Origin of the sequence: Bradyrhizobium sp. F1.13.3 (assembly GCF_040548265.1) — a bacterium.
Classification (GTDB): Bacteria; Pseudomonadota; Alphaproteobacteria; order Rhizobiales; family Xanthobacteraceae; genus Bradyrhizobium.
In genome coordinates, this window is sequence record NZ_JBEPRI010000002.1 from 980,416 (window position 1) to 1,007,088 (window position 26,673).

The following is a 26,673-nucleotide window of genomic DNA, read 5'->3' on the forward strand; positions in this document are numbered from 1 at the left end:
CCGCGGGCGCCGCGCAAGAGGCATGCGCGCCTGGAGGCTTGCTATGACAGCTTCATGTCAGCATCACCGCCGCGGATGCGCGCTGGCATAGACTTCCAGCAGACGCTCGGCATCAATGCCGGTATAGATCTGCGTGGTCGAGAGCGAGGCATGGCCGAGCAATTCCTGGATCGCGCGCAAATCGCCGCCGCGTGACAACAGATGCGTGGCGAAGGAATGCCGGAGCGCGTGCGGCGTGGCGCTGTCGGGCAGGCCGAGCGCGCCGCGCAGCCGCTCCATCGCGAGCTGGATGATACGCGGGCTCAACGGCCCGCCGCGCGCGCCGACGAAGATCGGGCCCTCGGCTGGCAGCGGATACGGGCACATCGCGACGTACTCCTGCACGAGCGCGAGTACGTTCTGCAGCACCGGCACCATGCGGGTCTTGTTGCCTTTGCCTGTGACGATCAGCACGTCGCCTTCTCCGGGACGCGGCACCTCGCGGCGCGTCAGCCCCAGCGCTTCGGAGATGCGCAGGCCCGAGCCGTAGAGGAGAGCCATCACCGCGGCGTCACGCGCCAAAATCCAGGTCTCGCGGTCCTCGCCGGCGCGCTCGTCGGCGTCCGCAAGACGTTTGGCGGAAGCCATCGGCAGCGGCTTTGGCAGGCTCTTTGCGACTTTCGGCGCGCGGATCGCCGAGAGCGCGCCGACCTTGCCCTTGCCTTCGCGCTCGAGGAAGCGGCCGAACGAACGCAGGCCCGCGAGCGCGCGCATCAGCGAGCGGCCGGCAATATCGTCGGCGCGGCGCATCGCCATGAAGGCCCTGACATCGGTGGCCTCCAGCGCGGCGAAGCGCTTGAGCGTCACCCGCTCGCCCCAATGTCCGCAGAGAAAATCCAGGCACTGCCGCAAATCGCGGGCATAGGCTTCCAGCGTCTTCGGCGACAACCGCCGCTCCGCGCCGAGATGCGACAGCCAGCGCGTCATCTCCTGCGCGATATCAGGATCGGCGCTGGCGAGCTCGATTTGTGGGGCGGCCGCTTTGCTCATGCGCTCTGGACGTGGTGATTCCACTCAGTATATCGCATCACACTCGTTTATCGTTCGCTAAGGCCGCCTCCGGGCGCTAGCCTTGAAGCCCCAGGTTCCGATTCCCCCTCCATGGATCACACGTCGCGCAGCAACGCCGTCTCCGCCAACGCGACCCGCATGGTCGACGTGCTGGTGCCGGTCGCGCTCGACCAGACCTATTCCTACAAGGTGCCGCGCGGGATGGAGCTGAAGGCGGGCGATATTATCGGCGTGCCGCTCGGCCCGCGCGAGGTGCTCGCCGTGGTCTGGGCCGAAAACGCCAATCCGGATCCGCGCCTGCACAACCGCCTCAAGGAGGTCAGCGAAAAGCTCGACATCCCGCCGTTGAAGCCCGAGCTGCGTGCGGTCGTGGACTGGATCGCCAATTACACGCTGAGCCCGCGCGGCATGGTGCTGCGCATGTGCCTGCGGATGGGTGAGAACCTCGGCCCCGAGCGGGTGCGCGCCGGCGTGCGCCTGGTCGGCGATCCCCCGCGGCGGCTGACGCCGGCGCGGCAGCGCCTGATCGAGGTGCTGTCGGACCGGCTGCTGCACGGCAAATCCGAGGCGGCCAAGGAGGCCGGCGTCTCGGCCGGCGTGATCGACGGTCTCGTCGACGAAGGCACGCTCACGGTCGAGCCGATGCCGCCGCCTCCGCCGCCGCCGGCCCCCGATCCGGATTTCAGCCGGCCCGATTTTTCGCCGCTCCAGCGCGCCGGGGTCGATGCGATGCGCGCGCTCGCCGCCAACGGCAGCTTTCACGTCGCGCTGCTCGACGGTGTCACCGGCTCGGGCAAGACCGAGGTTTACTTCGAAGCCGTGGCCGAGGCGATCCGCCGCGGAAAACAGTCGCTGATCCTGATGCCGGAGATCGCGCTCACCGGCCAGTTTCTCGATCGCTTCGCGCAGCGGTTCGGCGTGCGTCCTCTGGAATGGCATTCCGAGCTGACGCCGCGTACCCGCGCGCGCAATTGGGCGGCGATCTCCGAAGGCAGCGCGCCGGTCGTGGTCGGCGCGCGCTCGGCGCTGTTTCTGCCCTACGCCAATCTCGGCCTCATCGTTGTCGATGAAGAGCACGACCAGGCCTACAAGCAGGACGAGGGCGTGCATTATCACGCCCGCGACATGGCGGTGGTGCGCGCCCATATCGCAAAGGTCCCGATCGTGCTGGCGTCGGCGACGCCCTCGGTCGAATCCGAGGTCAATGCGCGCAAGAACCGCTATCAGCGCATCGCGCTGCCGTCGCGCTTCGGCGGCCAGCACATGCCGCATATCGAGGCCATCGACATGCGCCGCGAGCCGCCGGCGCGCGGCCGCTTCATCTCGCCGCGGCTGGCCTCCGAGATCAGGACCGCGATCGAGCGGCGCGAGCAGGCGCTATTGTTCCTCAATCGCCGCGGCTATGCGCCGTTGACGCTGTGCCGCGCCTGCGGCCATCGCTTCGCCTGCACCATCTGCGATGCCTGGCTGGTCGATCACCGCTTCCGCCAGCGCCTCGTCTGTCACCATTGCGGCTTCTCGATGCCGCGCCCGCAAACCTGTCCGCATTGCGCGGCGGAGGAATCGCTGGTCGCGGTCGGGCCCGGTGTCGAGCGGCTGCAGGAGGAAGCGGCGGCGCTGTTCCCGGAAGCGCGCACCATGGTGCTGTCGAGCGATCTCATCACCTCGATCGAGACGATGCGCTCCGAGCTGAATGACATTGCGGAGGGCCGCGTCGACGTCATCATCGGCACTCAACTCGTCGCCAAGGGCCACAATTTCCCGCGGCTTAATCTGGTCGGCGTGGTCGATGCGGATCTCGGCCTCTCCAATGGCGATCCGCGCGCCTCCGAGCGCACCTGGCAATTGCTCAACCAGGTGATCGGCCGCGCCGGGCGCGAGCAGGGCCGTGGCGTCGGCTATCTCCAGACCCACCAGCCCGATCATCCCGTGATGAAGGCGCTGATCGCCTGCGACCGCGAAGCCTTCTACGACAGCGAGATCGATTTGCGCGAACGCACGCTCTATCCGCCGTTCGGGCGGCTCGCGAGCCTGATCATTTCCGCCGGCGACCGGCCGAGCGCCGAAGGCTTTGGCCGCCACCTCGTCGCGCTCGCGCCGCGCGACGAGCGCGTGGTGGTGCTGGGTCCGGCGGAAGCCCCGCTCGCGGTCATCAAGGGCCGCTACCGATTCCGCATCCTGGTGAAATCGGCGCGCGGGTTCGACCTGTCGGATTATCTGCGCAACTGGCTTGCCGTATGCCCGAAGCCGAAGGGCAATCAAAAGCTCGAAGTCGACGTCGATCCGCAGAGCTTTTTATAAGGCCCTGTGCCTGTAGCCCGGATGAAGCGAAGCGCAATCCGGGACATGTCGATCCGCGCAAAGACCCCCGGATTACGCTGCGCTCCATCCGGGCTACGAAAATGCAAACAAAAAGCCCGCCGTCCCCCAAGACGGCGGGCTTGTTTCGCGCGTCGCGCGTCTTAGGAGACGACTTCCGCGGTGACGCGGCCGACGCCGGCGCCGGTGAGGCCGATGGCCCGGGCAGCGCCCGTGGAGAGGTCGAGGACACGGCCGCGAATGAACGGGCCACGGTCGTTGATGGTGACGATGACGCTCGAGCCACCGTGGGTAACGCGCAGCTTGGTCCCGAACGGCAGCGAACGGTGCGCCGCGGTCATGGCGTTCTGGTTGAAGCGCTGGCCCGAGGCAGTCCTGCTGCCGGACTCGTTTCCGTAAAAGGAAGCCATGCCGGAGAAGGAACGTCCGGTGCCCTGCGACGGCGTCATCGACGCATTGGCGTTACGCCAATCAGAGGTCGCTTTGGCATCGTTCTGGGCCAGGTGGCGGTGATGATGGTGGGAATACCGATGGTGATGCCGGGATTTGGCGGAAGCTTCGGTGGCAGTTCCACCGATAAGGAAAGTTGCGGCAACAAAAGCGATCGCCGTACGCGGCCGGGTCACACTGCCCAGCGTCTTCAAACAAAGCATCTATTGGTCCCTAAGCTAGTATTGCCACATATGTGGCAAGTGGAGCCCCCGTAAGTTTGCGAGCGGGACCGCGTTTCGATTCCTAATGAGGCGTGAATTGGGCAGTAAATCCGTTCTGTGTCTTCATGTAATATCTTGTTACCGGCGGGGATGTTCGGCCGATATTCCGTAATCTTGCATTTTAACGATTCATTAACCTCTGGATTACTTGCAAATACTGTAAAACGAAGTCATCCGTTCCTGCGTTTAGAATTGAGTAAGTATTCGGCGAGTGAAACCGGCGCGCCGGGAATCACGCCTCAGCGATCCGTGTTCATGGCCGCTATGCGCTGACGGCAGGAACTAATGGCCGACGTCGGCTCAAGGGCTGGCTTAAGCGCTGTGGCAATTCCGCGGCGTGGCAGGTCGTCGTCGCGTCGCCGTGCAGTGCGACGAACTGGCGACAGAACGCCCTGCCTTTAATTTGGCGTCATGTTGCACGTGCGCGCCTGCTATGTTAGCAAAGCCGCGATTTTAACGAGCCCGGCACTTCCGTGCGGGGTCGAAAATCGAAGTCCCGCTTGAATTCCAAGGGCTTGGATCGCTAGGCGCCGCTTCGTGGCGACGGTTTTTCCCTTGCGAGTTTGACAGCAAAAAGAGCGCGTCTGTGGCTGCAGAAGATACGTCCGTTTCCGGTGTGTCGGGCCGTTATGCAACGGCCTTGTTTGAACTGGCCCGTGACCAGAAAGTGGTCGACGAGGTCAAAGCCGATCTCGAGAAATTCGAGGGCATGCTGAACGAAAGCGCCGATCTGAAGCGCCTCGTCCGCAGCCCCGTGTTCGCGGCCGATGCCCAGTCCAGGGCCCTCTCGGCCGTGCTGGACAAGGCGGGCATCGCCGGCATCTCGGCCAATTTCCTGAAAGTGCTGACCGCCAATCGTCGCCTGTTCGCGGTGGCTGACGTCATTCGCGCCTATCGCGCCCTGGTCGCCAGGTTCAAGGGCGAGGCCACGGCCGACGTCACCGTGGCGGAAGCGCTATCGGACAAGAATCTCGACGCCCTCAAGGTTGCCCTGAAGTCGGTGACCGGCAAGGACGTCGCGCTCAACGTGAAGGTCGATCCCTCGATCATCGGTGGCCTCGTGGTCAAGCTTGGCAGCCGGATGATCGATAGTTCGCTTCGCACCAAACTCAATTCGATCAAGCACGCGATGAAAGAGGCAGGCTGATGGACATCCGCGCCGCGGAAATTTCCGCGATCCTCAAGGACCAGATCAAGAATTTCGGCCAGGAAGCTGAAGTCTCCGAAGTCGGACAGGTGCTGTCCGTCGGCGACGGTATCGCCCGCGTTTACGGTCTGGATAACGTCCAGGCCGGTGAAATGGTCGAGTTCGAGAACGGCACCCGCGGCATGGCGCTGAACCTCGAAACCGACAACGTCGGTATCGTGATTTTCGGCGCCGACCGCGAGATCAAGGAAGGTCAGACCGTCAAGCGCACCCGCGCCATCGTGGACGCGCCGGTCGGCAAGGGCCTGCTCGGTCGCGTCGTCGACGCGCTCGGCAATCCCATCGACGGCAAGGGCCCGATCCAGGCCGACAAGCGCATGCGCGTCGACGTCAAGGCGCCCGGCATCATTCCGCGCAAATCGGTGAACGAGCCGATGGCGACCGGTCTCAAGGCGATCGACGCCCTGATCCCGATCGGCCGCGGCCAGCGCGAGCTGATCATCGGTGACCGTCAGACCGGCAAGACCGCGATCGCGCTCGACACCATCCTCAACCAGAAGCCGCTCAACGCGCAGCCGGACGAGAATATCAAGCTGTATTGCGTCTACGTCGCGATCGGCCAGAAGCGTTCGACCGTTGCCCAGTTCGTGAAGGTGCTGGAAGAGCAGGGCGCGCTCGAATATTCGATCATCGTCGCCGCCACCGCGTCCGATCCGGCGCCGATGCAGTACATCGCGCCGTTCACCGGCTGCACCATGGGCGAGTACTTCCGCGACAACGGCATGCACGCCGTCATCATCTATGACGATTTGTCCAAGCAGGCCGTCGCCTACCGCCAGATGTCGCTCCTGCTGCGCCGCCCGCCGGGCCGCGAAGCCTATCCGGGCGACGTGTTCTATCTGCATTCCCGCCTGCTTGAGCGCGCGGCGAAGCTGAACAAGGACCAGGGCTCGGGCTCGCTGACGGCGCTGCCGGTCATCGAAACCCAGGCCAACGACGTGTCGGCCTACATTCCGACCAACGTCATCTCGATCACCGACGGCCAGATCTTCCTCGAAACCGACCTGTTCTTCCAGGGCATCCGTCCCGCGGTGAACGTCGGTCTGTCGGTGTCGCGCGTCGGCTCCTCGGCGCAGACCAAGGCCACCAAGAAGGTCGCCGGCAAGATCAAGGGCGAGCTCGCGCAGTACCGCGAAATGGCGGCGTTCGCGCAGTTCGGCTCCGACCTCGACGCCTCGACCCAGCGCCTGCTCAACCGCGGCTCGCGTCTCACCGAGCTCCTGAAGCAGCCGCAATTCGCGCCGCTGAAGATGGAAGAGCAGGTCTGCGTGATCTGGGCCGGCACCAACGGCTATCTCGACCCGCTGCCGGTCAACAAGGTGCGCGCGTTCGAGGACGGTCTGTTGTCGCTGCTGCGCGGCAAGAATGTCGAGATCCTCAACGCGATCCGCGACAGCCGCGATCTCTCCGACGACAGCGCCGCCAAGCTGAAGTCGGTGGTCGAAGGTTTCGCCAAGAGCTTCGCATAAGAGAACGCGCAAAGGCCGGGCTTCTTCTCCCGGCCTTCCGTGCCTCACTGCATGGAAACGAAAACGTGGATGCCCGGGACACGCCCGGGCATGACGACTGGGATAGGCTAGCGGCTTGATCCAAGGGGTCGAACCGCCGGGGTGAACGAAGAATGGCGTCACTTAAAGACATGCGCGTCCGCATCGCCTCCACCAAGGCGACGCAGAAGATCACCAAGGCCATGCAGATGGTCGCGGCGTCCCGATTGCGCCGCGCCCAGCAAGCGGCCGAGGCGGCGCGGCCCTATGCCGACAAGATGAGCGCGGTGATCTCCAACATCGCCAGCGCTGCCGCCGGTTCGCCCGGCGCGCCGGTGCTGCTGGGCGGCACCGGCAAGGATCAGGTTCACCTGCTGCTGGTCTGCACCGGCGAGCGCGGCCTGTCCGGTGCGTTCAACTCCTCGATCGTGCGCCTCGCGCGCGAGCGCGCCCAGGCGCTGATGGCGCAGGGCAAGGAAGTCAAATTCTTCTGCGTCGGCCGCAAGGGCTACGAGCAGCTCCGCCGCCTGTACGACAAGCAGATCGTCGAGCACCTCGACCTGCGCGGCGTTCGTCAGCTCGGCTTTCTCAACGCCGAGGACATCGCCAAGAAGGTTCTGGCCCGCTTCGACAACGGCGAATTCGACGTCTGCACGCTGTTCTACGCGCAATTCAAGTCGGTGATTGCCCAAGTCCCGACCGCGCAGCAGATCATTCCGCTGACCGTGGAAGAAAAGGCGGCGAACGCGCCGTCGACGTCTTACGACTACGAGCCGGAGGAAGACGAACTCCTCTCGGGCCTGTTGCCGCGGAACATCGCGGTGCAGATCTTCCGCGCGCTGCTGGAAAACAACGCCTCGTTCTATGGCGCGCAGATGAGCTCGATGGACAACGCCACCCGCAACGCGGGCGAAATGATCCGCAAGCAAACCCAGATCTACAACCGAACCCGTCAAGCCCAGATCACCAAGGAGCTGATCGAGATCATCTCCGGCGCCGAGGCGGTCTGACGCACGAACAAAACGACGGTCGTTCAAGTAAAGAATTTCGAAGGAGAGCTTCATGGCTACAGCAGCTACCCAGGTCGGTCGTGTCACCCAGGTCATGGGCGCCGTCGTCGACGTTCAGTTCGAAGGCCATCTGCCGGCCATTCTGAATTCGTTGGAAACCAAGAACGGCAACATCCGCCTCGTGCTGGAAGTTGCGCAGCATCTGGGTGAGTCCACCGTGCGCACGATCGCGATGGACGTGACCGAAGGTCTGGTCCGCGGCCAGGAAGTGACCGACACCGGTCAGCCGATCTCGGTGCCGGTGGGCGCGGGCACGCTCGGGCGCATCATGAACGTGATCGGTGAGCCGATCGATGAAGCCGGCCCGATTCAGTCGGAGGGCATGCGCGCCATCCACCAGGAAGCGCCGACCTACACCGACCAGTCGACCGAAGCTGAAATTCTCGTCACCGGCATCAAGGTCGTCGACTTGCTCGCGCCCTACGCCAAGGGCGGCAAGATCGGCCTGTTCGGCGGCGCCGGCGTCGGCAAGACCGTGCTGATTCAGGAGCTGATCAACAACGTCGCGAAGGCGCACGGTGGTTACTCCGTGTTCGCCGGCGTCGGCGAGCGTACCCGCGAGGGCAACGACCTCTATCACGAGTTCATCGAGTCCAAGGTCAACGCCGATCCGCACAATCCCGATCCGAGCGTCAAGTCGAAGTGCGCGCTGGTGTTCGGCCAGATGAACGAGCCGCCCGGCGCCCGCGCCCGCGTCGGCCTCACCGGTCTGACCGTCGCCGAGCACTTCCGTGACCAGGGCCAGGACGTGCTGTTCTTCGTCGACAACATCTTCCGCTTCACCCAGGCTGGTTCTGAAGTGTCGGCGCTGCTCGGTCGTATCCCGAGCGCCGTGGGTTACCAGCCGACGCTCGCCACCGACATGGGCGCGCTGCAGGAGCGCATCACCACCACGCAGAAGGGCTCGATCACCTCGGTGCAGGCCATTTACGTTCCGGCCGACGACTTGACCGACCCGGCGCCCGCGACCTCGTTCGCGCATTTGGACGCCACCACGGTGTTGAACCGCGCGATCTCGGAAAAGGGCATCTATCCGGCGGTGGACCCGCTCGACTCGACCTCGCGCATGCTCTCGCCGCTCGTCGTCGGCCAGGAGCATTACGACACCGCGCGTCAGGTCCAGCAGGTGCTGCAGCGCTACAAGTCGCTGCAGGACATCATCGCCATTCTCGGCATGGACGAGCTTTCGGAAGAGGACAAGCTGACGGTGGCCCGCGCCCGCAAGATCGAGCGCTTCCTGTCGCAGCCGTTCCACGTCGCCGAAATCTTCACCGGCTCGCCCGGCAAGTTCGTCGACCTCGCGGACACCATCAAGGGCTTCCGCGGCCTCTGCGAAGGCAAGTATGACCACCTGCCGGAAGCCGCCTTCTACATGGTCGGCACCATCGAAGAGGCGATCGAGAAGGGCAAGAAGCTGGCGGCCGAGGCGGCCTAAGCTGCGAAGGGCGAGCGGGGAGTAGCGAATAGTCGCGCTGCTCCCGCTCCATTCGCAATTCGCTACTCACCATTCGCAGGTTTCCCATGGCCACCTTCCACTTCGATCTCGTCTCGCCAGAAAAGCTCGCCTTCTCGGGCGAGGTCGACCAGGTCGATATCCCCGGCGTCGAAGGTGACTTCGGCGTGCTGGCGGGACACGCTCCGGTCGTGGCCGCGATCCGGCCCGGCATTCTCACCGTGACCAGCGGCGGCAAGCACGAGAAGATCATCGTGCTCGGCGGTATCGCCGAAGTCTCCGACAAGGGCCTGACCGTGCTCGCCGACGTCGCGACCTCGCTGGCCGAGCTCGACCGCGCCCAGTTCGCCGCGACCGTCTCGGAGATGGAAGAGGGATTGAAGGAGCACGAAGGCAGCGAGCTCGATCAAGCCATCGCGCGGCTCGACCACTTCAAGAGCATCCAGCACGAGCTCAACAGCACGGCTATGCACTAAGCCCCGGTGCACCGCGCCGGGGCTCGACTGAAAATTCCTGAATAAGTTCAGCGCTCGTCACGGAAGTGGCGGGCGCTGAAACTTTGTTGCACCACGCAGATCTCTCCCGCAAGCGGGAGAGGCTGAGCGAGCCCGCGGCTGGTTGTGCGGTCACCCATGCCCGTCCCAAGCGGTGAAAGGCCTCTGCGTTCAGTTTGCGAACGGCGCAAACTGCTGTGCCACCGCGCTGTAGACGTGGCGGCGGAACGGCACCACGACATCGGGGACACGATCGAGCCGCTCCCAGCGCCAGGCGTCGAACTCGGCGGGCTGCCCGTTGCGTGGCGTCAGCGGATCGATCTCGTCGTCCTTGCCGGTGAAGCGTAGGGCGAACCACTTCTGGCGCTGGCCGCGGAATTTCGCCAGCCGATGCGTCTGCGGCCCGTCATAGGGCGGGAATTCGTAAGTCAGCCAGTCGGTCTCGCCGAGATAAATTGCGCTCTTGACGCTGGTCTCTTCCCAGAGCTCGCGCAGCGCGGCATCGCGCAAATCCTCGCCCTCATCGACGCCGCCCTGCGGCATCTGCCAATCAAGGCCCGGCAGGATGATCTCGGGACCGTCGCCCTTGAAGCGGTGCCCGATCAGCACGCGGCCATCGGCATTGAACAGCGCGATTCCGACATTGGGACGGTAGGGTTTTTCAGTGCTCACGCGTCGATCTCTCGTCGTCATTCCAGGCTGTGCTCTAGCATCAACCTGGAATGGCGCCTTGAACTAATCCTGCGCCAGCGCGGAAAATTCCTTCACCACGCGCTCGTAGACCGGGCGCTTGAACGGGATGATCAGCCCGGTCAGGTTCTTCATCGGCTCCCAGCGCCAGCTCACGAACTCGGCCTTGTGGCCGCCGCCGGGCTTTTCGACATTGATCTCGCTGTCCTTGCCGGTGAAGCGGACCGCGAACCATTTCTGGCGCTGGCCGCGGTAGCGGCCCTTCCAGGCGCGCCCGGCGACCGTGCGCGGAATGTCGTAAGTGAGCCAGTCCGGAACCTCGCCGAGCCGCTCGACGGAACGCACGCTGGTCTCCTCATAGAGCTCGCGCTTGGCGGCCTCCCAATTGTCCTCACCGGGATCGACGCCGCCCTGCGGCATCTGCCAGACATGGGTGTCGTCGACATGCTCGATGCCGCCGGCACGCCGGCCGATAAACACCAGTCCGTCCTTGTTGAGCAACATCACGCCGACGCAGGTCCGGTAGGGCAGATCCTCGTAACGCGCCATTCCGCCAGACCTCTCGCATGCCGTCGGTAAGGCTGAAGCAGGCCCCGCGGGCCTGTGCCGTACCAATCCGTTGATTTAGCTGGATTTTGATTTCAGCATCGCGGTTGTCAATGGCACCAAAAGGATACCTCTGTCGCCTAATGTCTTGGTCCAGGCGCCGATGCGCTCGATCGAGACCGGGAGGGCCGAGGCGGTGCCAACGGCCACGCCGCGCTCGCGCGCCGCCGCTTCGAGCTTGGTCAGGGCGCGGTCGATCTCGGCCGGGGTCGGCACCGCGTCGATCGCGATATCGCCCTTGCCGAATGGCATCGCCTGGCTGCCGGCGGCCTGGGGCGCGATGCTGCGGGGCGAGGAGCCGTCGTCGAAGAAGCCGAGGCCGCGCTTGGCCGCCTCGCGGATGATCGGCTGCATCGCGGGCTCCGTTGCGATGAAGCGGGCGCCCATGAAATTGGTGAGGCCGGCATAGCCCTGCATCCGGCTCAGATGCCAGTACAGCCGGTCCATGTTCTGGTCGGCAGTTAGCGAGGTCAGCAGCGTCTGCGGTCCCGGATCGTTGTCGGGGAAGTCATAGGGCTCCATCGGGATCTGGAGAAAGATCTCGTGGCGCTGAGCGCGGGCGCGCTCAGCGAGTTTTCCTGGATCGGAGCCATAAGGCGTAAAGGCCAGCGTCACCGCCGGCGGCAGTCGCATGATGGCATCGGTGGTCTTGGCAGCGCCGACGCCGAGGCCACCGATCAGGATCGCGACCACCGGCATCTTGGCGGCTTTGGCGCGGTCGGCATCCGCCGCATAGACGTTGAACGGCTTCAGATCCCCGGAAACCGCGGGGATCATGCCATAGCGCGATTTCTCAAGAAGTTTTGGGTCGATTCCGGCCATGACGGGCGGCGGTGCGGAGGCCGAGGCCGCCTCGCTCTTGCCGGCGGCATCGCCGCCGATCACCACGTCGTGGCGCGTGCCGGTGGAGCCGTCGATCATGGTGACGGTCTTCTGCTCGCCCGCCTGCTTCGGTGCGTCCCTGGTCTCGTGCTTGCTTTCCTGTTTGCTGTCCTGGCCGTGGCCGACCGCGGCCGGCTTGTCGTCGCCGGCCTTGTCTGCGGGATTGGGCTCACGGATCGCGAGCCGCGTCATCGGCTCGCCGCCGAGCGGATCCTTGTTGAAGATGGCGAAGCCGGCAAAGGTGACCAGGAACAGGCCGAGCATGACTGCCAGCAGCTGCATGGCCGTGAACGGCAGCCGCAGCCGGCGTTTCCGGCGCGGCTTGTCCCGTCCGAGCGGGGCGCTCAGATCATCGGCCGTTTCAGTCATGCGCGATCCCGAATCACTCGGGAGGACGATACCACGCCGGGGTCAAGCGGCGGCAGGCCGGGATAGGCCGGGGATATCAGGAGTTCCAAGCAAAAAAGGCGGCCCCGAGGAGCCGCCCTTTTCGACAGATCGCGATGCGCCGAGTTAGTTCGCCGCCTTGGGCTTGTCGGTCGTGGCCTTGTCACCGCCCGGGGTGGGCGCCGCGGAGGCGCTGTTCTTGATGCCGTGGAGCAGATCGTCGGCGAGCTTGAGCGCCTTGTCGTCCTTGGCGTCCGGCGGAACGTAGGACTGCGAGCCGGTCTTCTCGTCGCCGTCGTTCTTGAGATGGCCGCGCAGCGAAGCTTCGCCCTTGGTGTCGGTGCGCGACTTCAGCTCGTCGGGCACGTCCTGCAGCACTTCGATGTCGGGCACGATGCCCTTGGCCTGGATCGACTTGCCCGACGGCGTGTAGTAGCGCGCCGTGGTCAGACGCAGCGCGCCGTTGCCGGAGCCGAGCGGAATGATGGTCTGCACCGAGCCCTTGCCGAACGAGCGCGTGCCGACGATGGTCGCGCGCTTGTGGTCCTGCAGCGCGCCGGCGACGATCTCCGACGCCGAAGCCGAGCCGCCGTTGACCAGCACGATGACCGGCTTGCCCTTGGTGAGGTCGCCCGTATGTGCGGTACGGCGCTGGGTCTCCTCGGCATTGCGGCCGCGGGTCGAGACGATCTCGCCCTTCTCCAGGAAAGAGTCGGAGACGGTGACCGCTTCCTCGAGCAGGCCGCCTGGGTTGTTGCGGAGGTCGATGACGTAGCCCTTCAGCTTGTCGCCGATCTGATTCGAGAGGTTGGCGACCTCGCGCTTCAGGCCTTCGGTGGTCTGCTCGTTGAAGGTCGTGATGCGGATATAGGCGATGTCGTCTGCCTCGACGCGAGCGCGCACCGAGCGGACGCGGATGTTGTCGCGCACCAGCGTGACGTCGATCGGATTGTCCTGGCCCTTGCGGATGATCTTGAGCTTGATCTTGGTGTTGACGGGACCGCGCATCTTCTCGACCGCCTGGTTCAGGGTCAGGCCCTGCACAGCTTCGTCGTCGAGATTGGTGATGATGTCGTTCGCCATGACGCCGGCGCGCGAGGCCGGGGTGTCATCGATCGGCGAGACCACCTTGATCAGGCCGTCTTCCATCGTGACTTCGATGCCGAGGCCGCCGAACTCACCGCGGGTCTGCACCTGCATGTCGCGGAAGCTCTTGGCGTCCATGTAGCTCGAATGCGGATCGAGACCGGTGAGCATGCCGCTGATCGCGGATTCGATCAGCTTGGTGTCGTCGGGCTTCTCGACATAGTCCGAGCGCACGCGCTCGAAGACGTCGCCGAACAGATTGAGCTGGCGATAGGTGTCGGCGGTGGCGGCTCGCGCGCTGGAGCCCATGAAGACTGCGCGCGGTTGCGTCACGAACAGCGTCAGCGCCGCACCGGTGGCCGCGCTGAGGAGGATAACTGAAGTCTTGCGCATCATCCGCGAACCTTCTCGCCTTCATTTGCGGCCCACCATGGGCCTGGATCGATTGGAGTGCCGTCTTTGCGGAACTCGACATAGAGCACAGGTTGACTCGCGTTCGTGGCGAGAATGGAGGCGACTTGAGAAGTCGACCCCATGGTCGCGACAGGCTCCCCCGTGAGCACAAACTGACCGATGTTGACCGAAATGCGCTCCATCCCGGCGATCAGCACATGATACCCGCCCCCGGCATTGAGGATCAAGAGTTGTCCATAGCTGCGGAAGGGGCCGGCATAGACAACCCAGCCATCACACGGCGTCGTGACCTGGGAGCCGGGCCTGGTCGCCAGCGAAATGCCCTTCTGGACCCCGCCGAGCCCGTCGGAACCGCCGAAATCCCTGATCTTGTTACCGTTAACTGGAAGAGGCAGGAGGCCCTTGGCCGCGGCGAAGGCCATCGCAGGGGTGGTCCGGGAACGATCCTTGAAAGCGCCGGGGCCGGTCTTGGCGCTGGCGGCCGCGTTTGCAGCCGCCTTGGCCTCGGCCTGCCTGGCGGCCTCAGCCGCCTTCTCGGCCGCCTTGGCGGCGCTTTGCAGATCCTGCTCCATCTTGGCGATCAGCCCCTGGAGATCGCCGACCTGTCGCGAGAGCGCGACGGCGCGCGCGTTCTCGGCGTCGAGATCCTTTTCACGCGACGCCTGCTGGCGCTGCCGCTCGTCGACCAGAGCCGCGAGCCGAGTCTGGTCGTTGCGCACCTTGTCGCGGTCGGAGGCGAGCTGGTCGCGCTCGGTCGCGATGGTCTTGCGCAAGGCCACGAGCTCGCCGAGCTCGCCCGCGATCTTCTCGGCGCGGCCGCGCAATTCCGGCACCACGGCACCGAGCAGCATCGCCGTGCGCAGCGATTGCAGGGCATCCTCGGGCCGTACCAGAAGCGCCGGCGGCGTCCGCCTTCCGGCGCGCTGCAAGGCCGCCAGCACCTCGACGATGTCGGCGCGGCGTAAATCGAGCGAGCTGCGCATCGCCTGCTCGCGGCCGTTCAGCGATCGCAGCCGCGCTTCGGCCTCGTCGATCTTGGTCTCGACGCTGCGCACATTGGCAGCGGTGTCGATCAGCTGTTGATTGAGCTGGGTGCGGTCCTGGCCGAGCGAGGTGATCTCGGCCTTGAGCTTGGCCTGCGCCTCCTCCGCGCTCTTCTTGCTGGCGCGCGCGGCTTCGAGCTCCTGCTCGCGCTGCTTGATCGCATCGGGCGCGACGGCCGCAGTCTGCGGTGCAGGCGTCTGAGCTTGCGCGAGGCTTGCGCCCAAAATACTTGAGCCCAAAACGCCGGCGATCAGCAGCAGGTTGAGAATTGGCGCTCGCATCGCTTTAGGCAAAGGTGCTCGTTGTGGCGCGGATCACGCGCGGTGATAGGGGTGGCCGGCCAGAATGGTGGCGGCCCGATAAAGCTGTTCCAGAAGCATGACGCGGACCATTTGATGCGGCCAGGTCGCAGAGCCGAACGCGATCGCGAGCTTGGCCTTACGGCGCAATTCGGGCGAAAGTCCGTCCGCCCCTCCGATCATGAAGATAGTATGACCGGCACCCTCGTCGCGCCAGCGGCCGAGATGCCGTGCGAATACGGTCGAATCCAGATTCTGGCCGCGTTCGTCCAGCGCCACCAGCACCGATTTTTCGGGGATATGCGCGGAGATCGCCGCGGCCTCTTCGGCCATCCGCGTCGCCGTATCGCGCGCGCGGCTTTCGGGCAATTCGTGGATGACGAGCTCGCGGAATCCGAGCTTGCGGCCGGCCTCGTCGAACCGCTCGGAATAGCGCTCGGCAAGCTCCCGTTCGGGGCCCTGCTTCAGCCGGCCCACCGCAATGACGGCTATGCGCATGATATGTTCAGGTCGCGTTTTCTGGACCGCGCGCGATCTGCGCGCGCACGACGCTAGCATGCGCGTCAGCCGATCGAAATCGGCCAGCAGCCTCTCAGATCGCCTTCGCCGCCCCTGGGCCTTGCGTGTACAATCTCTCGAGACTGTAGAACTCGCGGACCTCGGGTCTGAACACGTGCACGATCACATCGCCGGAATCAATCAGCACCCAGTCGCAATTGGGCAAGCCCTCGACGTGGATGTTCTTGATGCCGTTTTCCTTGAGGCCTTTGGCGACGTTCTCCGCGATCGCGCCAACGTGCCGGTTGGCCCGGCCGGTGGTGACGATCATGTAGTCGGAGTAGGCCGATTTGCCGCGAAGGTCGATGGTGACCGTCTCTTCCGCCTTCATGTCATCGAGGCGGGAGAGGATCAGGCTCAGCGTCTTGTCGGCGTCGGGTTGCGCCTTCAAGGCCGCAGCTTTGGTCGATGTTTTACGCGTAGGCTTGGCAACCTTGGGTAAAACCGACTTCGGTGAAGCCGTCTTGGGTGAGGCTGTCTTGGACAATACAGATGTGGTCAGGGACCATTCCTTTCACTGTATCGCGAACGCCGAATCCGGCGCCCACTGGTTACACTACATCATGTGGGGTTAAGGGTTTCAATATGCCAGAGAGCCCGAAGGCCGCATGGCGTTCGCACAATCTGACTCACTTCGTACCTTTCCAGCTTCCGTCCGGGTTCCGTAAGCCGGTCGACGAGAGATTCAGCTTCATACCGGTCAGGAACACCCAGGCCGGCGCGGCCCGATCCGCAAGCAATGGCGCCTCATTCTCCGGCAAGCGGTAGCGTCTGAGCGCCTGGGCGGCGGGAGAGGCGAGGGCACGAAAACTCTGTGGCGGGCGGTCGATGACCGCGATCGGCACCTGACCGGCGATGCGCCGCCAGTGCTGCCAACGATGGAATTGAGCGAGATTGTCGGCGCCCATGATCCAGACAAAGCGCAAGCCCGAGAGGCGGCGGCGCAAGGTGTTGATCGTATCGATGGTATAGCGCGTGCGAATGACGGATTCGAGACAGCTCACCTCGATCCTGGGATCGTCGGCCACGTTGCGCGCCGCCTGCATGCGCTCGCCGAGTTCGTGCAGCGCGCCGTTCTCCTTCAGCGGATTGCCTGGCGTCACCAACCACCACACCCGATCGAGCTGGAGGCGTTTCAGCGCGAACTGGCTGATCGCGCGATGGGCCTGGTGCGGCGGATTGAACGAGCCACCGAGCAGGCCGATGCGCATGCCCGAGGTATGGGTCGGTATGGCCTGCGCGAAGAAACGTGGCGCGACGAAATTGTTGCTCAATGCCCCGCGCCCTGCGTCGTCTACGGCCGCGTCTGCCCGGTGCCGTGAACGCGATATTTGAAGCTCGTCAGCTGCTCGGCGCCAACCGGGCCGCGGGCATGGAATCTGCCGGTGGCGATACCGATCTCGGCGCCGAAGCCGAACTCGCCGCCGTCGGCGAACTGCGTCGAGGCGTTGTGCAGCACGATCGCGGAATCGACCTCGCTCAGGAATTTCTTCGCAGCGCTCTCATCGGCGCTCACGATCGCATCGGTATGGTGCGAGCCGTGATTCTGGATATGCGCGATCGCGCCGTCGACGCCGTCCACCACCTTCGCCGCGATGACCGCATCGAGATATTCGGTGTCCCAATCGTCCGCGCTGGCAGGTCTGACGCGCGGATCGGTCTTTTGCACGGCGTCGTCGCCGCGCACTTCGCAGCCGGCCTCGATCAGCATCTCGATCAGCGGCTTCAGGTTTTTACCGGCAGCGGCCCGATCGACCAGCAGCGTCTCGGCGGCGCCGCAGACGCCGGTGCGGCGCATCTTGGCGTTGAGCACGATCGACTTTGCCATGGCGAGGTCGGCGCTGCCGTCGACGTAGACGTGGTTGACGCCTTCGAGATGCGCGAACACCGGCACGCGCGCTTCCTGCTCGACGCGCGCAACGAGGCTCTTGCCTCCGCGCGGCACGATCACGTCGACGGCGCCGTTCAATCCCGACAGCATCATGCCCACCGCCGCGCGGTCGCGCGTCGGCACCAGCGTGATCGCGGCCTCGGGGAGACCCGCTTCGCGCAGGCCCTGCACCAGGCAGTCATGGATCGCGCGGCAGGAGCGGAAACTGTCGGAGCCGCCGCGCAGGATCACGGCATTGCCCGACTTCAGGCACAGCACGCCGGCGTCCGCCGCAACATTCGGCCGGCTCTCGAAGATCACGCCGACGACGCCGAGCGGCACGCGCACGCGCTCGATGGTCATGCCGTTCGGCCGTTGCCAACTCTCGGTGACGATGCCGACCGGATCGGCAATGCCGCGCACGATGCCGATGCCCTCGGCCATGCCCTCGACCCGCGCCGGCGTCAGCGTCAGGCGATCGATGAAGGAGGAGGTGGCATTGCCGGAGGCGCGGGCCTCGGCGACGTCCTCGGCATTGGCGGCAAGGATCGCGGCTGCATTGTTGCGGATCGCCCGCTCCATGGCCTCGAGCGCCCGGTTCTTCTGCTCCGGCGGCGCCAGCGCCAGCACGCGCGCGGCAGCGCGGGCACGGGTACCGAGATCGGTCATCAGCGCCTGAAGATCGGCATTGCCGTCGACGGCTTTGAGGGGGGCGGCCATGGGAGTTTCAACCTTCTGCTAAGGCGGTGTCCTAGCACGGAAATCCCGCTTTTGCGAAGGGTCGGGAGGGTATGGCAGGGGTTCACTTGCTGGTTCGGCTGGACCAATGACCCATCTACGGCGTCATGGCCGGGCTTGTCCCGGCCATCCACGGATTGCCACGCGGTCCAAACAACGTGGATGCCCGGGCCTTCGCCTCGCCGAAGCGGCTTCGGCCGCGCAGGCGGGACAAGCCCGGGCATGACGGTTTGGGCGCCTGCCGAGCGCTACCCGCCCACCACCAGATCATCCCGGTGGATCATCTCCGCCCGCCCGCTGATGCCGAGGATGGCCATGACGTCCGGGGAGGAGTGGCCCTTGATCCGCTCGGCATCGTCGGCGTCGTAGGCGATCAGGCCGCGGCCGACCTCGCTGCTGTCGGGGCCGCGCACGATCACGGCATCGCCGCGGGCGAACTGGCCCTCGACCTTGGTCACGCCGGCCGGCAACAGGCTGGCGCCGGCGCGCAGCGCCGCGACGGCGCCGGCGTCGATCGTCAGGGTGCCTTTCGGCTCCAGCGAGCCCGCGATCCAGCGCTTTCGCGACGTAATGGGATTGGCGGGCGTCAGGAACCAGGTGCAGCGGCCGCCATCGGCGATCGCCTGAAGGGGATGCTCGATCTTGCCGGAGGCGATCAGCATATGCGTGCCGCCGGTGGTCGCGATTTTTGCGGCTTCGACCTTGGTGCGCATGCCGCCGCGCGACAGCTCGGACTCGGCGTCGCCTGCGACGGCCTCGATCTCCGAGGAGATGCTGTCGACGACCAGAATGAGCTTGGCGTTCGGGTTGTTCTTCGGCGGGGCATCGTAAAGCCCGTCGATGTCGGACAGCAGCACCAGCAGGTCGGCGCTCGCCATGGTGGCGACGCGCGCGGCGAGGCGGTCATTGTCGCCGTAGCGGATCTCGTTGGTCGCGACCGTGTCGTTCTCGTTGATCACGGGGATCGCGCGCCACTCCAGCAGCTTGCCGATGGTGGAGCGCGCGTTGAGATAGCGGCGGCGCTCCTCGGTGTCCTGCAGCGTCACCAGGATCTGGCCGGCGCCGATGCCGTGGGCGCCAAGGACCTCCGACCAGATCCGCGCCAGCGCGATCTGACCGACGGCGGCGGCCGCCTGGCTCTCCTCCAGCTTCAGCGGGCCGCGCGGCAATTTCAGGCGGCTGCGGCCGAGCGCGATCGAGCCGGAAGAGACGACGAGAACGTCCCGCCCCTCGCGATGCAGCTTAGCCATGTCGTCGGCGAGCGCGGCAAGCCAGGACGCGCGCACCTCGCCCTTGTCGGAATCGACCAGCAGCGCGGAGCCGACCTTGACGACGATGCGGCGGAATTGACTGAGTTCGGGGCTGGCCATCTGTGTATGTGGTGTGTGTATGTGCTGGAGAGCGGCGCCGGTAAGGCCTGCTTTTGCAGCAGGACGATGGCCGGCGCAAGGCGGCAGGCCCGGTAAACGGCGCTTGTCCGGAACGCTCGTCTGGCTCTAACTGTCGCCAACCATAATAGACTCAACGAGGAAACCAATGGATCGCCGCAACTTCATCGCCGGATGCCTCGGGTTGCCGTTGTTGGCGCAAGCGGGCGCGGCGCAAGCTCAGGTCGGGCTGACAAAAATGATCTTCCCGTTCGCGGCCGGAGCGGGCGGCGACACGTTGTGCCGGCTGATCGCGCAGGAGATGGCGCCGGCGCTGCAGCGGACCATCGTGGTCGAGAACCGCACCGGTGGTGACGGTCTGATCGGCATCAAGGCGGTGAAGGGGGGCAGCCCCGACGGCAGCATGGTGCTGGTGACGACCGGGCCGACGATGTACCTGCTGCCGATGGTGGAGACGACCCCGAGCTTCGATACCGCAAAGGATTTCGTGCCGGTGTCGCTGCTGGCGCGGTTTGAGTTCGCCGTCGTCATCAGTCCGGCGATCGACGCCGCGGATTTCAAGGGATTTGTTGCCTGGCTGAAAGCGCATCCGGACAAGGCGTCGTTCGGTGTGCCGAGCAACGGCACCATCCCGCATTTCATGGGCTCCAAGCTCGAGAAAGACCTCGGCATTCCCATGACGCGCGTGCCCTATCGGGGCAGCGCGCCCATCCTCAACGACATCATCGGCGGTCACATCTCGTTCGGCATCGTCACGTTGGCCGATGCGCTGCCGCAGCATCGCGCCAAGGGCGTGAAGATCATCGCGGTCGCGAGCGCCGAACGTTCGCCGTTCGCTCCGGAAGTCTCGACGCTGAAGGAGAGCGGCATCGATCTCGTCGCGGACGCCTGGTACGGCATGTGGCTTCCCGCCGGCAGCTCGCCGGAATTCGCGAGCAAGCTCGGCGCGGCCGCAAGCGCCGCGCTCGCCAAGCCCGAGGTGAAGGAAAAACTCACCGCGATCGGGCTCATTCCGGTGGGCAGCAGTGCGGATGGCTTGACGAAGGAGCTCGCCGCCAACGCCGCGTTCTGGCAGCCGATCGTGAAGGCGACGGGATACAAGATCGAGAATTGAGCTTCGCAAGGGAGGTCTTGGGACGATGATCTGTTTGAGAATCAATGAAGAAGAAGCTGATCTCCGAGTGACTCGTGATGAATTGTACATGCTGAACAATGCGCTGAATGAGGTCTGTAACGGCGTTCACATTCATGAAAACGCATTTCAAACCCGATTAGCGTTCGAGCGGAGTGATCTTCGCGCCTTGTTGGCTCAGATCTGTGAGTTGTTGCCACAAGCTCGAAACTGAGACGCTGCCCGCACCTCACAGCTTCGCGCGCTGCGCGATGCCGTCCTTGATCGACGCCAGCTCTGCTTCATCCCAGATGCCGATCAGGATGCCGCCCTTCACCTGGAGCTGGTTGTCGGCGTAGGCGGCGATCTTCTCGCGCGGTGTCGTGATGTGGTCGTTGGGATGCAGCGCCCAGTCGAACAATTCCGCCTGCAATCGCGCGATGATGCCGGCGCACTCAGGATCGTCGCCGCGATCCAGAAACTCTTCCGGATCGGTTTCGAGGTCATACAGCATCGGACGGAAGCCGGAGGCGTGGATGTATTTCCAGCGGCCGTCGAACACCATGAACAGGCGGCAGCGCTCGATCGGCTGGTTCAGCTTCAGCCGCACGTCCTGCATGACATAGTCGTATTCGGAGAACGCCACCTTGCGCCAATCCGGCGGGCTCTCGCCGCGCAGCAGCGGCAGCAACGAGCGCCCTTCGAGGATGTGGCCCGGCACCTTGCCGCCGAAATAGTCGACGAAGGTCGGCGCGAGATCGATGGCTTCGACCAGCGCATCGTTGCACGTGCCGCGCGTCGCATCCGCCTCCTTCGAGGGATCAATGACAATCAACGGAATCTTCGCCGACTGCTCGTGGAACAGGTCCTTCTCGCCCATCCAGTGATCGCCGAGATAATCGCCGTGATCGGAGGTGAACACGATCATGGTGGTGTCCAGCAGATCGCGCTCCTCGAGAAATTTCATCAGCACGCCCATCTGGTCGTCGATCTGGGTGATCAGACTCATATAGGTCGGGATCACCTTCTCGCGGGCATCGTCGCGCGCCATGTTGCGGGAGTAGCGCATGTCCATATAGGCGCCGAACACCGGATGCGGATTCTGGCGCTCGCGCTCGGAGCGGATCACCGGGATCATGTCCGATGCCGAATACATGCTGGCGTAAGGTTCGGGCGCGATATAGGGCCAGTGCGGCTTGATGTAGGACAGATGCAGGCACCATGGCCTGCCGTCGGTCTCGGCCTCGCCGATGAAGTCCATCGCGCGGCGCGTCATGTAGGGCGTCTCGGAATGCTCATCCGGCACGCGCGCGGCCTTGTCGGCGTGCACGAGCAGCCAGCCGTTCTGGAGCGAGCCGTCCTCGGCCGCGCCGGAATTGGCCCAATGCTCCCAGGGATTGGGCGCATCAAAACCCTGCTGGCGCAGATATTCGTCGTATTTCGGACGCGGTCGCCCCGTGGGATGCAGGCCGTCGTCGCGCTCATAGGGCTCAAACCCGCATTCGGCGACGTGCACGCCGATCATCGATTCCGGCGGGATGCCGAGCGCCTTCATGCCTTCGAGATCGGGCGCCATGTGGGTCTTGCCGACCAGCACGTTGCGCACGCCGAGGTTCTTGAGGTGATCGCCGAGGGTGGGCTCGCCGACCCGCAACGGCCAGCCGTTCCAGTGCGAGCCGTGCGAGCGCATGTAGCGCCCGGTGTAGAACGACATCCGCGACGGGCCGCAGATCGGCGACTGCACATAGGCCTTGCTGAACAGCACGCCGCGCTTCGCCATGGCGTCGATGTTCGGCGTCTTCAGCGTGGGATGGCCGGTGCAGCCGAGATAGTCATAGCGAAGCTGGTCGCACATGATCCAGAGAACGTTCTTCGCGCGCGCCATGAATCATCCCTGCCGTATCTTGATTGCCGATGCTGCGCTATCGAAGGCGCGAAGACAAGAAGGGGGTGATGCGCCTTCTCGCAACTTCACATTCCAACGTCGTCCCGGCGAAGGCCGGGACCCATACCGCGTGATTTATCAATCGTGGTCGGCGGGAGTACCGAGCCACGAGTCTTCGCCAAAACTCTGCCTGTGGCTATGGGTCCCGGCATTCGCCGGGACGACGGCGAGAGATCAAACCGACCAAGGCTCCGCTTCCGCCGCGCTCTTTGCCTTGGCGGAGACCGGGCTCTCGCCGATCACATCCGCCAATGCGCGCAACGCTTCCTGCACGCCGTCGCCGGTGGCGGCGGAGAGCAGCAGTGGCGTCTTCTTGGCGGCGCGCTTCAGCCGCTCCTTCTGCTTCTTCAACTCGTCCGGCTCGACCGCGTCGATCTTGTTCAGCGCGACGATCTCGATCTTGTCGGTGAGCTGTCCGGCATAGGCGTCCAGCTCGGTTCGCACCGTCTTGTAGGCCTTGCCGGCGTGCTCGCAGGTCGCATCGATGAGATGCAGCAGCACGCGGCAGCGCTCGACATGGGCAAGGAAGCGGTCGCCGAGACCGACGCCTTCATGCGCGCCTTCGATCAGGCCGGGGATGTCGGCCAGCACGAATTCGCGGCCGTCGGCATTCACGACGCCGAGCTGCGGATGCAGCGTGGTGAAGGGATAGTCGGCGATCTTCGGCTTGGCCGCGCTGACCTTGGCGAGAAAGGTCGACTTGCCGGCATTGGGCAGGCCGACGAGGCCGGCATCCGCGATCAGCTTCAGCCGCAGCCAGATCCAGCGCTCCTCGCCGGGCTGGCCGGGATTGGCATTGCGCGGGGCGCGGTTGGTCGAGGTCTTGAAATGGGCGTTGCCGAAGCCGCCATTGCCACCTTCGGCCAGCACGAACTTTTCGCCGACCGTGGTGAAGTCGTGGATCATGGTCTCGCGATCTTCATCGAAGATCTGCGTGCCCAGGGGGACCTTCAGCACGATCGACTTGCCATTGGCGCCGTGGCGGTCCGAGCCCGAGCCGTTCTCGCCCTTCTGGGCCTTGAAGTGCTGCTGGTAGCGATAGTCGATCAGCGTGTTCAGGCCGTCTGCGACCTCGATGATGACATTGCCGCCGCGGCCGCCATTGCCGCCGGAGGGGCCGCCGAATTCAATGAATTTTTCGCGGCGGAACGCCACGCAGCCGTTTCCGCCGTCGCCGGAGCGGATATAGACCTTTGCTTCGTCAAGGAATTTCATGGGCCATAGGTAGGCCAGCCGGTCCCGCGCGGCAACCCGGATAGACCCGCAAATCGGCTGAATTTCCGCGATTTTGGGGCGTGCTTAACCCCGGCACAACGTTAGTTGGGCCGGCGCCGGATCAGGAATTTCTGCGTGCCCTCCAGCACCAGCTCCTTGCGCTGGTTGAACACGGTGCTTTTGAGCGTCACCGCGCCGGTCGAGCGTCCCGGCACCAGCTCGGTGACCTCGAGCGCGGGATAGATTGTATCGTCGGCGAACACCGGCTTGAGGAACCGGCTGGATTGCTCGAGGAAGCCGACCAGCGAGTCCTCGACCATGAAGGGAAACAGGCCCGCGCCGGGCGCGGTGTGGATCAGCGTCTGGAAACCGTGGGCGAGCAGATGCGGCATGCCGCGGCTGCGGCAATACTCCACATCGTAATGCACCGGATGGGTATCGCCGCTCGCGGTCTGGAACGCCGCGAACACGGCCGTCGTCTGCGTGCGGCTCGGCAGCACGAAACGCTCGCCGACCGCGAAATCCTCAAACCAGCGTTGCGCGGGGATCATGCGATGCCGGGCCGGGTCGAAGTCGGTCATGGCGAGGCTCTTTCCTGGCTCTTTCGTTCGGGTGACGCCTATCGCTACCGCGACGCGAAGAGTGCGGCAATCCGTTCAATTCGGCTGGCGTGGGCTTGTCGCGGGCGCTCACGTCATTAAAACGACCGCAAGCGACTCCGGTCGCCATCCCGACGCTCTCTCCGCTCGTCATTGCGAGCGAAGCGAAGCGATCCAGACTGTCTCCGTGGAAACAGTCTGGATTGCTTCGTCGCAAGAGCTCCTCGCAATGACGCGTTTCCACGAACGACAGCAATGCCCCTCTTCAAGAATCTCTCGGCCTATGACGAACGCTCGGCGCGCCTTGCCGGCATTGGGCTCATGGTGCTGTCGATCTTCATGTTCTCGTTCGGCGATGCCATGGGCAAGTTCCTGGTCGGGACTTATTCGGTGGGGCAGCTGCTGTTCCTGCGCGCCTGCGCGGCGCTGCTGCTGCTGTCGCCGCTGGTCTGGCGGCAGCGTCACCAGTTCCTGCATCTGGAGCGGCCGGGCCTCCAGCTGTTTCGGGTGGTGCTGTCGACGCTGGAAGTGGCGGCCTTCTTCCTTGCGACGGTCTATTTGCCGCTCGCCGACGTCATCACCTACTATCTCGCCGGGCCCATTTTCGTCACCGCGATGTCGGCGATCTTTCTCGGCGAGAAGGTCGGCTGGCGGCGCTGGACGGCGATCCTGATCGGCTTCTGCGGCGTGCTGATCGCGCTGCGGCCGTCGGCACAGACGGTGAGCCTGCCGGCGCTGATCGCGCTTGGCGGCAGCCTGTCCTTCGCAACGCTGATGCTGATCACGCGCAGCCTGCGCAAGACGCCCGATATCGTGATGGCGTCGTCGCAATTCGTCGGCACGTTCCTGCTGGGTGCGGTGCTGTCGGCGTTCAACTGGGTGCCGCCGACATCAGGTAGCCTCGTGATCTTCGCGCTGGCGGGATGCGTCTCGGTCACGGCGCTGTTCTGCGTCAACCGCTCGCTCAAGCTCGCGCCGGCCAGCGTCGTCGTGCCCTATCAATATTCGATGATCGTCTGGGCGGTGATCTTCGGCTTCGTCGTGTTCGGCGACGTGCCCGAAATCGCCACCATAGTCGGCGCCGCCATCATCATCGGCGCCGGGTTCTATATTTACTTGCGTGAACGCGATCTCGGGCGTGGGGACGTGGATGTGAATCCGCCGGCGTAACCACAACTACGGTGTCGTCCCGGCGGAGGCCGGGACCCATACCCACAGGGTGCAGTTTGGCGAAGACTCGGAGTGGGAGCCTTCGCGCTACCAACGGTCGTGGTCATGGGTCCCGGCCTTCGCCGGGACGACATCGTATGGCTAGGCTGGCTACCTCACCCTTCGCGCACTGCTCCAGCTCTTCAGCGATGCCCACACGCCGCGTGACAGGCGGAAGCAGTCGACGGGCGTGGACGAGCCCAGCGCCATGAAGCGATGCAGCTGGACGCCGCTCCACTGGAAGCCGCACTTCTCCAGCACGTTGCGCGACGCCGGGTTGGTGACGCGCGCACCTGCATAGAGATGATCGTCCTCGAACTCCTCGAAGAAGAAGTCGATCGCGCCGCGCGCGGCCTCGGTGGCAAAGCCCCGGCCCCAATGCTCGACGCCGAGCCAATAGCCGAGCTCGGCATTGTCGGGCGTGGAGCAGTCGATGCCGACCATGCCGACGGGCCCGCTGTCATGCTCGATCAGGAACACCGTCTCGCTGCCGGGCGCGGCGGTGGCGCGGATGAAGGCGACGGCGTCGTCCTGCGAATAGGGATGCGGGAGGCGCCTTGTGTTTTCGGCGACGCGGCGGTCGTTGGCGAGGAGGGCGATGGTCCTGACGTCGGCGAGGGTCGGCCGCCGCAAGGTCAGCCGCTCGGTGGCGACGACGCTGGGTCTCGCCTCCCGCAAGGTCACGCTCGAGAAATCCTGCAACATGTCCGGCTCCGTCGAAGTCACTAAGTGAAAAGTGAGCACGCAAACGAAAGGGGAGGCCGGTTTCCCGCCTCCCCTGGAGCCTTCGATCTCTATGATCTCAAGGACTCCGCCGGTTCGGTCTGGGACCCGGCGGA

24 protein-coding genes are annotated in these 26,673 nt (G+C 64.8%); 8 read left to right on the top strand and 16 right to left on the bottom strand.

The genetic code is table 11. The features are described from left to right. Positions 1–63: 63 nt before the first annotated feature. Entirely contained in the window at positions 64–1,029 is a 966-nt protein-coding gene (locus tag ABIB66_RS09455; RefSeq protein WP_354209652.1) for a tyrosine recombinase XerC, read from the bottom strand. A 111-nt stretch (positions 1,030–1,140) separates the two neighbouring features. Between ABIB66_RS09455 and ABIB66_RS09460 the strand changes: the two genes are divergently transcribed. Continuing rightward, positions 1,141–3,351, top strand: a complete 2,211-nt coding sequence (locus tag ABIB66_RS09460) for a primosomal protein N' (RefSeq protein ID WP_354209651.1) — start codon at positions 1,141–1,143, stop codon at positions 3,349–3,351. Positions 3,352–3,512: 161 nt separating this feature from the next. Here the strand turns inward: ABIB66_RS09460 and ABIB66_RS09465 are convergent, their stop codons facing one another. After that, positions 3,513–4,022, bottom strand: coding sequence for a septal ring lytic transglycosylase RlpA family protein (locus tag ABIB66_RS09465; RefSeq protein WP_354254718.1), 510 nt, complete (start codon positions 4,020–4,022; stop codon positions 3,513–3,515). 646 nt (positions 4,023–4,668) lie between these two features. Here ABIB66_RS09465 and ABIB66_RS09470 point away from each other — a divergent pair. The 5 genes from ABIB66_RS09470 to ABIB66_RS09490 all read left to right on the top strand — a co-directional run bounded on the left by ABIB66_RS09470 (position 4,669) and on the right by ABIB66_RS09490 (position 9,775). Continuing rightward, the gene (locus ABIB66_RS09470) at positions 4,669–5,229 is read left to right on the top strand and encodes a F0F1 ATP synthase subunit delta (RefSeq protein ID WP_007604340.1); all 561 of its coding nucleotides are present in this window, start codon (positions 4,669–4,671) and stop codon (positions 5,227–5,229) included. Next, positions 5,229–6,758 (top strand): F0F1 ATP synthase subunit alpha, encoded by a 1,530-nt coding sequence (gene atpA / locus ABIB66_RS09475; RefSeq protein WP_106945574.1) that lies wholly within the window; start codon positions 5,229–5,231, stop codon positions 6,756–6,758. Before ABIB66_RS09470 ends, atpA begins: the two co-directional genes overlap by 1 nt. 152 nt (positions 6,759–6,910) lie before the next feature. Then, entirely contained in the window at positions 6,911–7,786 is an 876-nt protein-coding gene (locus tag ABIB66_RS09480) for a F0F1 ATP synthase subunit gamma (RefSeq protein ID WP_007604344.1), read from the top strand. A gap of 52 nt (positions 7,787–7,838) precedes the next feature. Then, on the top strand, positions 7,839–9,281 hold the full coding sequence (gene atpD, locus ABIB66_RS09485; RefSeq protein ID WP_275174178.1) for a F0F1 ATP synthase subunit beta: 1,443 nt from the start codon (positions 7,839–7,841) through the stop codon (positions 9,279–9,281). A gap of 86 nt (positions 9,282–9,367) precedes the next feature. Next, positions 9,368–9,775 carry a F0F1 ATP synthase subunit epsilon gene (locus ABIB66_RS09490; RefSeq protein ID WP_354209650.1) on the top strand — a complete coding sequence of 136 codons (408 nt, stop codon included), beginning with the start codon at positions 9,368–9,370 and terminating at the stop codon, positions 9,773–9,775. Positions 9,776–9,964: 189 nt separating this feature from the next. Here ABIB66_RS09490 and ABIB66_RS09495 read toward each other — a convergent pair whose 3' ends face one another. The 10 genes from ABIB66_RS09495 to proB all read right to left on the bottom strand — a co-directional run bounded on the left by ABIB66_RS09495 (position 9,965) and on the right by proB (position 19,737). After that, positions 9,965–10,465, bottom strand: a complete 501-nt coding sequence (locus tag ABIB66_RS09495) for an RNA pyrophosphohydrolase (protein WP_275174176.1) — start codon at positions 10,463–10,465, stop codon at positions 9,965–9,967. A 63-nt stretch (positions 10,466–10,528) separates the two neighbouring features. Continuing rightward, the gene (locus ABIB66_RS09500) at positions 10,529–11,032 is read right to left on the bottom strand and encodes an RNA pyrophosphohydrolase (protein ID WP_007604352.1); all 504 of its coding nucleotides are present in this window, start codon (positions 11,030–11,032) and stop codon (positions 10,529–10,531) included. Positions 11,033–11,107: 75 nt separating this feature from the next. Further along, the gene (locus ABIB66_RS09505; protein ID WP_354209649.1) at positions 11,108–12,340 is read right to left on the bottom strand and encodes a divergent polysaccharide deacetylase family protein; all 1,233 of its coding nucleotides are present in this window, start codon (positions 12,338–12,340) and stop codon (positions 11,108–11,110) included. Positions 12,341–12,484: 144 nt separating this feature from the next. Next, the gene (locus tag ABIB66_RS09510; RefSeq protein ID WP_018459850.1) at positions 12,485–13,840 is read right to left on the bottom strand and encodes a S41 family peptidase; all 1,356 of its coding nucleotides are present in this window, start codon (positions 13,838–13,840) and stop codon (positions 12,485–12,487) included. After that, entirely contained in the window at positions 13,837–15,183 is a 1,347-nt protein-coding gene (locus ABIB66_RS09515; RefSeq protein WP_354209648.1) for a murein hydrolase activator EnvC family protein, read from the bottom strand. The genes ABIB66_RS09510 and ABIB66_RS09515 overlap by 4 nt, the downstream gene beginning before the upstream one ends. A 33-nt stretch (positions 15,184–15,216) precedes the next feature. Then, positions 15,217–15,699 carry a 23S rRNA (pseudouridine(1915)-N(3))-methyltransferase RlmH gene (gene rlmH / locus ABIB66_RS09520; protein WP_354209647.1) on the bottom strand — a complete coding sequence of 161 codons (483 nt, stop codon included), beginning with the start codon at positions 15,697–15,699 and terminating at the stop codon, positions 15,217–15,219. Positions 15,700–15,793: 94 nt separating this feature from the next. Then, a complete protein-coding gene (rsfS, locus tag ABIB66_RS09525) occupies positions 15,794–16,150 on the bottom strand; it encodes a ribosome silencing factor (protein ID WP_007604366.1) in 357 nt (118 codons plus the stop codon). A gap of 238 nt (positions 16,151–16,388) precedes the next feature. Then, on the bottom strand, positions 16,389–17,033 hold the full coding sequence (locus ABIB66_RS09530) for a nicotinate-nucleotide adenylyltransferase (RefSeq protein ID WP_354209646.1): 645 nt from the start codon (positions 17,031–17,033) through the stop codon (positions 16,389–16,391). 20 nt (positions 17,034–17,053) lie between these two features. Beyond that, positions 17,054–18,349: a glutamate-5-semialdehyde dehydrogenase gene (locus tag ABIB66_RS09535; protein ID WP_354254719.1), complete on the bottom strand. Its 1,296-nt coding sequence runs from the start codon at positions 18,347–18,349 to the stop codon at positions 17,054–17,056. A gap of 266 nt (positions 18,350–18,615) precedes the next feature. Beyond that, positions 18,616–19,737 carry a glutamate 5-kinase gene (gene proB, locus ABIB66_RS09540; protein ID WP_354209644.1) on the bottom strand — a complete coding sequence of 374 codons (1,122 nt, stop codon included), beginning with the start codon at positions 19,735–19,737 and terminating at the stop codon, positions 18,616–18,618. Between the two features lie 166 nt (positions 19,738–19,903). Here proB and ABIB66_RS09545 point away from each other — a divergent pair, with 166 nt between their 5' ends. After that, a complete protein-coding gene (locus tag ABIB66_RS09545) occupies positions 19,904–20,869 on the top strand; it encodes a Bug family tripartite tricarboxylate transporter substrate binding protein (RefSeq protein ID WP_354209643.1) in 966 nt (321 codons plus the stop codon). Between the two features lie 247 nt (positions 20,870–21,116). On the opposite strand, the gene ABIB66_RS09550 is transcribed toward ABIB66_RS09545, so the two are convergent. The 3 genes from ABIB66_RS09550 to ABIB66_RS09560 form a co-directional block, all read right to left on the bottom strand. Next, on the bottom strand, positions 21,117–22,751 hold the full coding sequence (locus ABIB66_RS09550; protein ID WP_354209642.1) for an alkaline phosphatase family protein: 1,635 nt from the start codon (positions 22,749–22,751) through the stop codon (positions 21,117–21,119). 234 nt (positions 22,752–22,985) lie between these two features. Then, on the bottom strand, positions 22,986–24,026 hold the full coding sequence (gene obgE / locus ABIB66_RS09555) for a GTPase ObgE (protein WP_027515026.1): 1,041 nt from the start codon (positions 24,024–24,026) through the stop codon (positions 22,986–22,988). Between the two features lie 101 nt (positions 24,027–24,127). Beyond that, positions 24,128–24,607: a MaoC family dehydratase gene (locus tag ABIB66_RS09560; protein WP_354209641.1), complete on the bottom strand. Its 480-nt coding sequence runs from the start codon at positions 24,605–24,607 to the stop codon at positions 24,128–24,130. A gap of 273 nt (positions 24,608–24,880) precedes the next feature. Here ABIB66_RS09560 and ABIB66_RS09565 point away from each other — a divergent pair, with 273 nt between their 5' ends. Further along, positions 24,881–25,795, top strand: coding sequence for a DMT family transporter (locus ABIB66_RS09565; RefSeq protein ID WP_354209640.1), 915 nt, complete (start codon positions 24,881–24,883; stop codon positions 25,793–25,795). A 150-nt stretch (positions 25,796–25,945) separates the two neighbouring features. Here ABIB66_RS09565 and ABIB66_RS09570 read toward each other — a convergent pair whose 3' ends face one another. Beyond that, entirely contained in the window at positions 25,946–26,539 is a 594-nt protein-coding gene (locus ABIB66_RS09570) for a GNAT family N-acetyltransferase (protein ID WP_354209639.1), read from the bottom strand. Positions 26,540–26,673 lie beyond the last annotated feature (134 nt).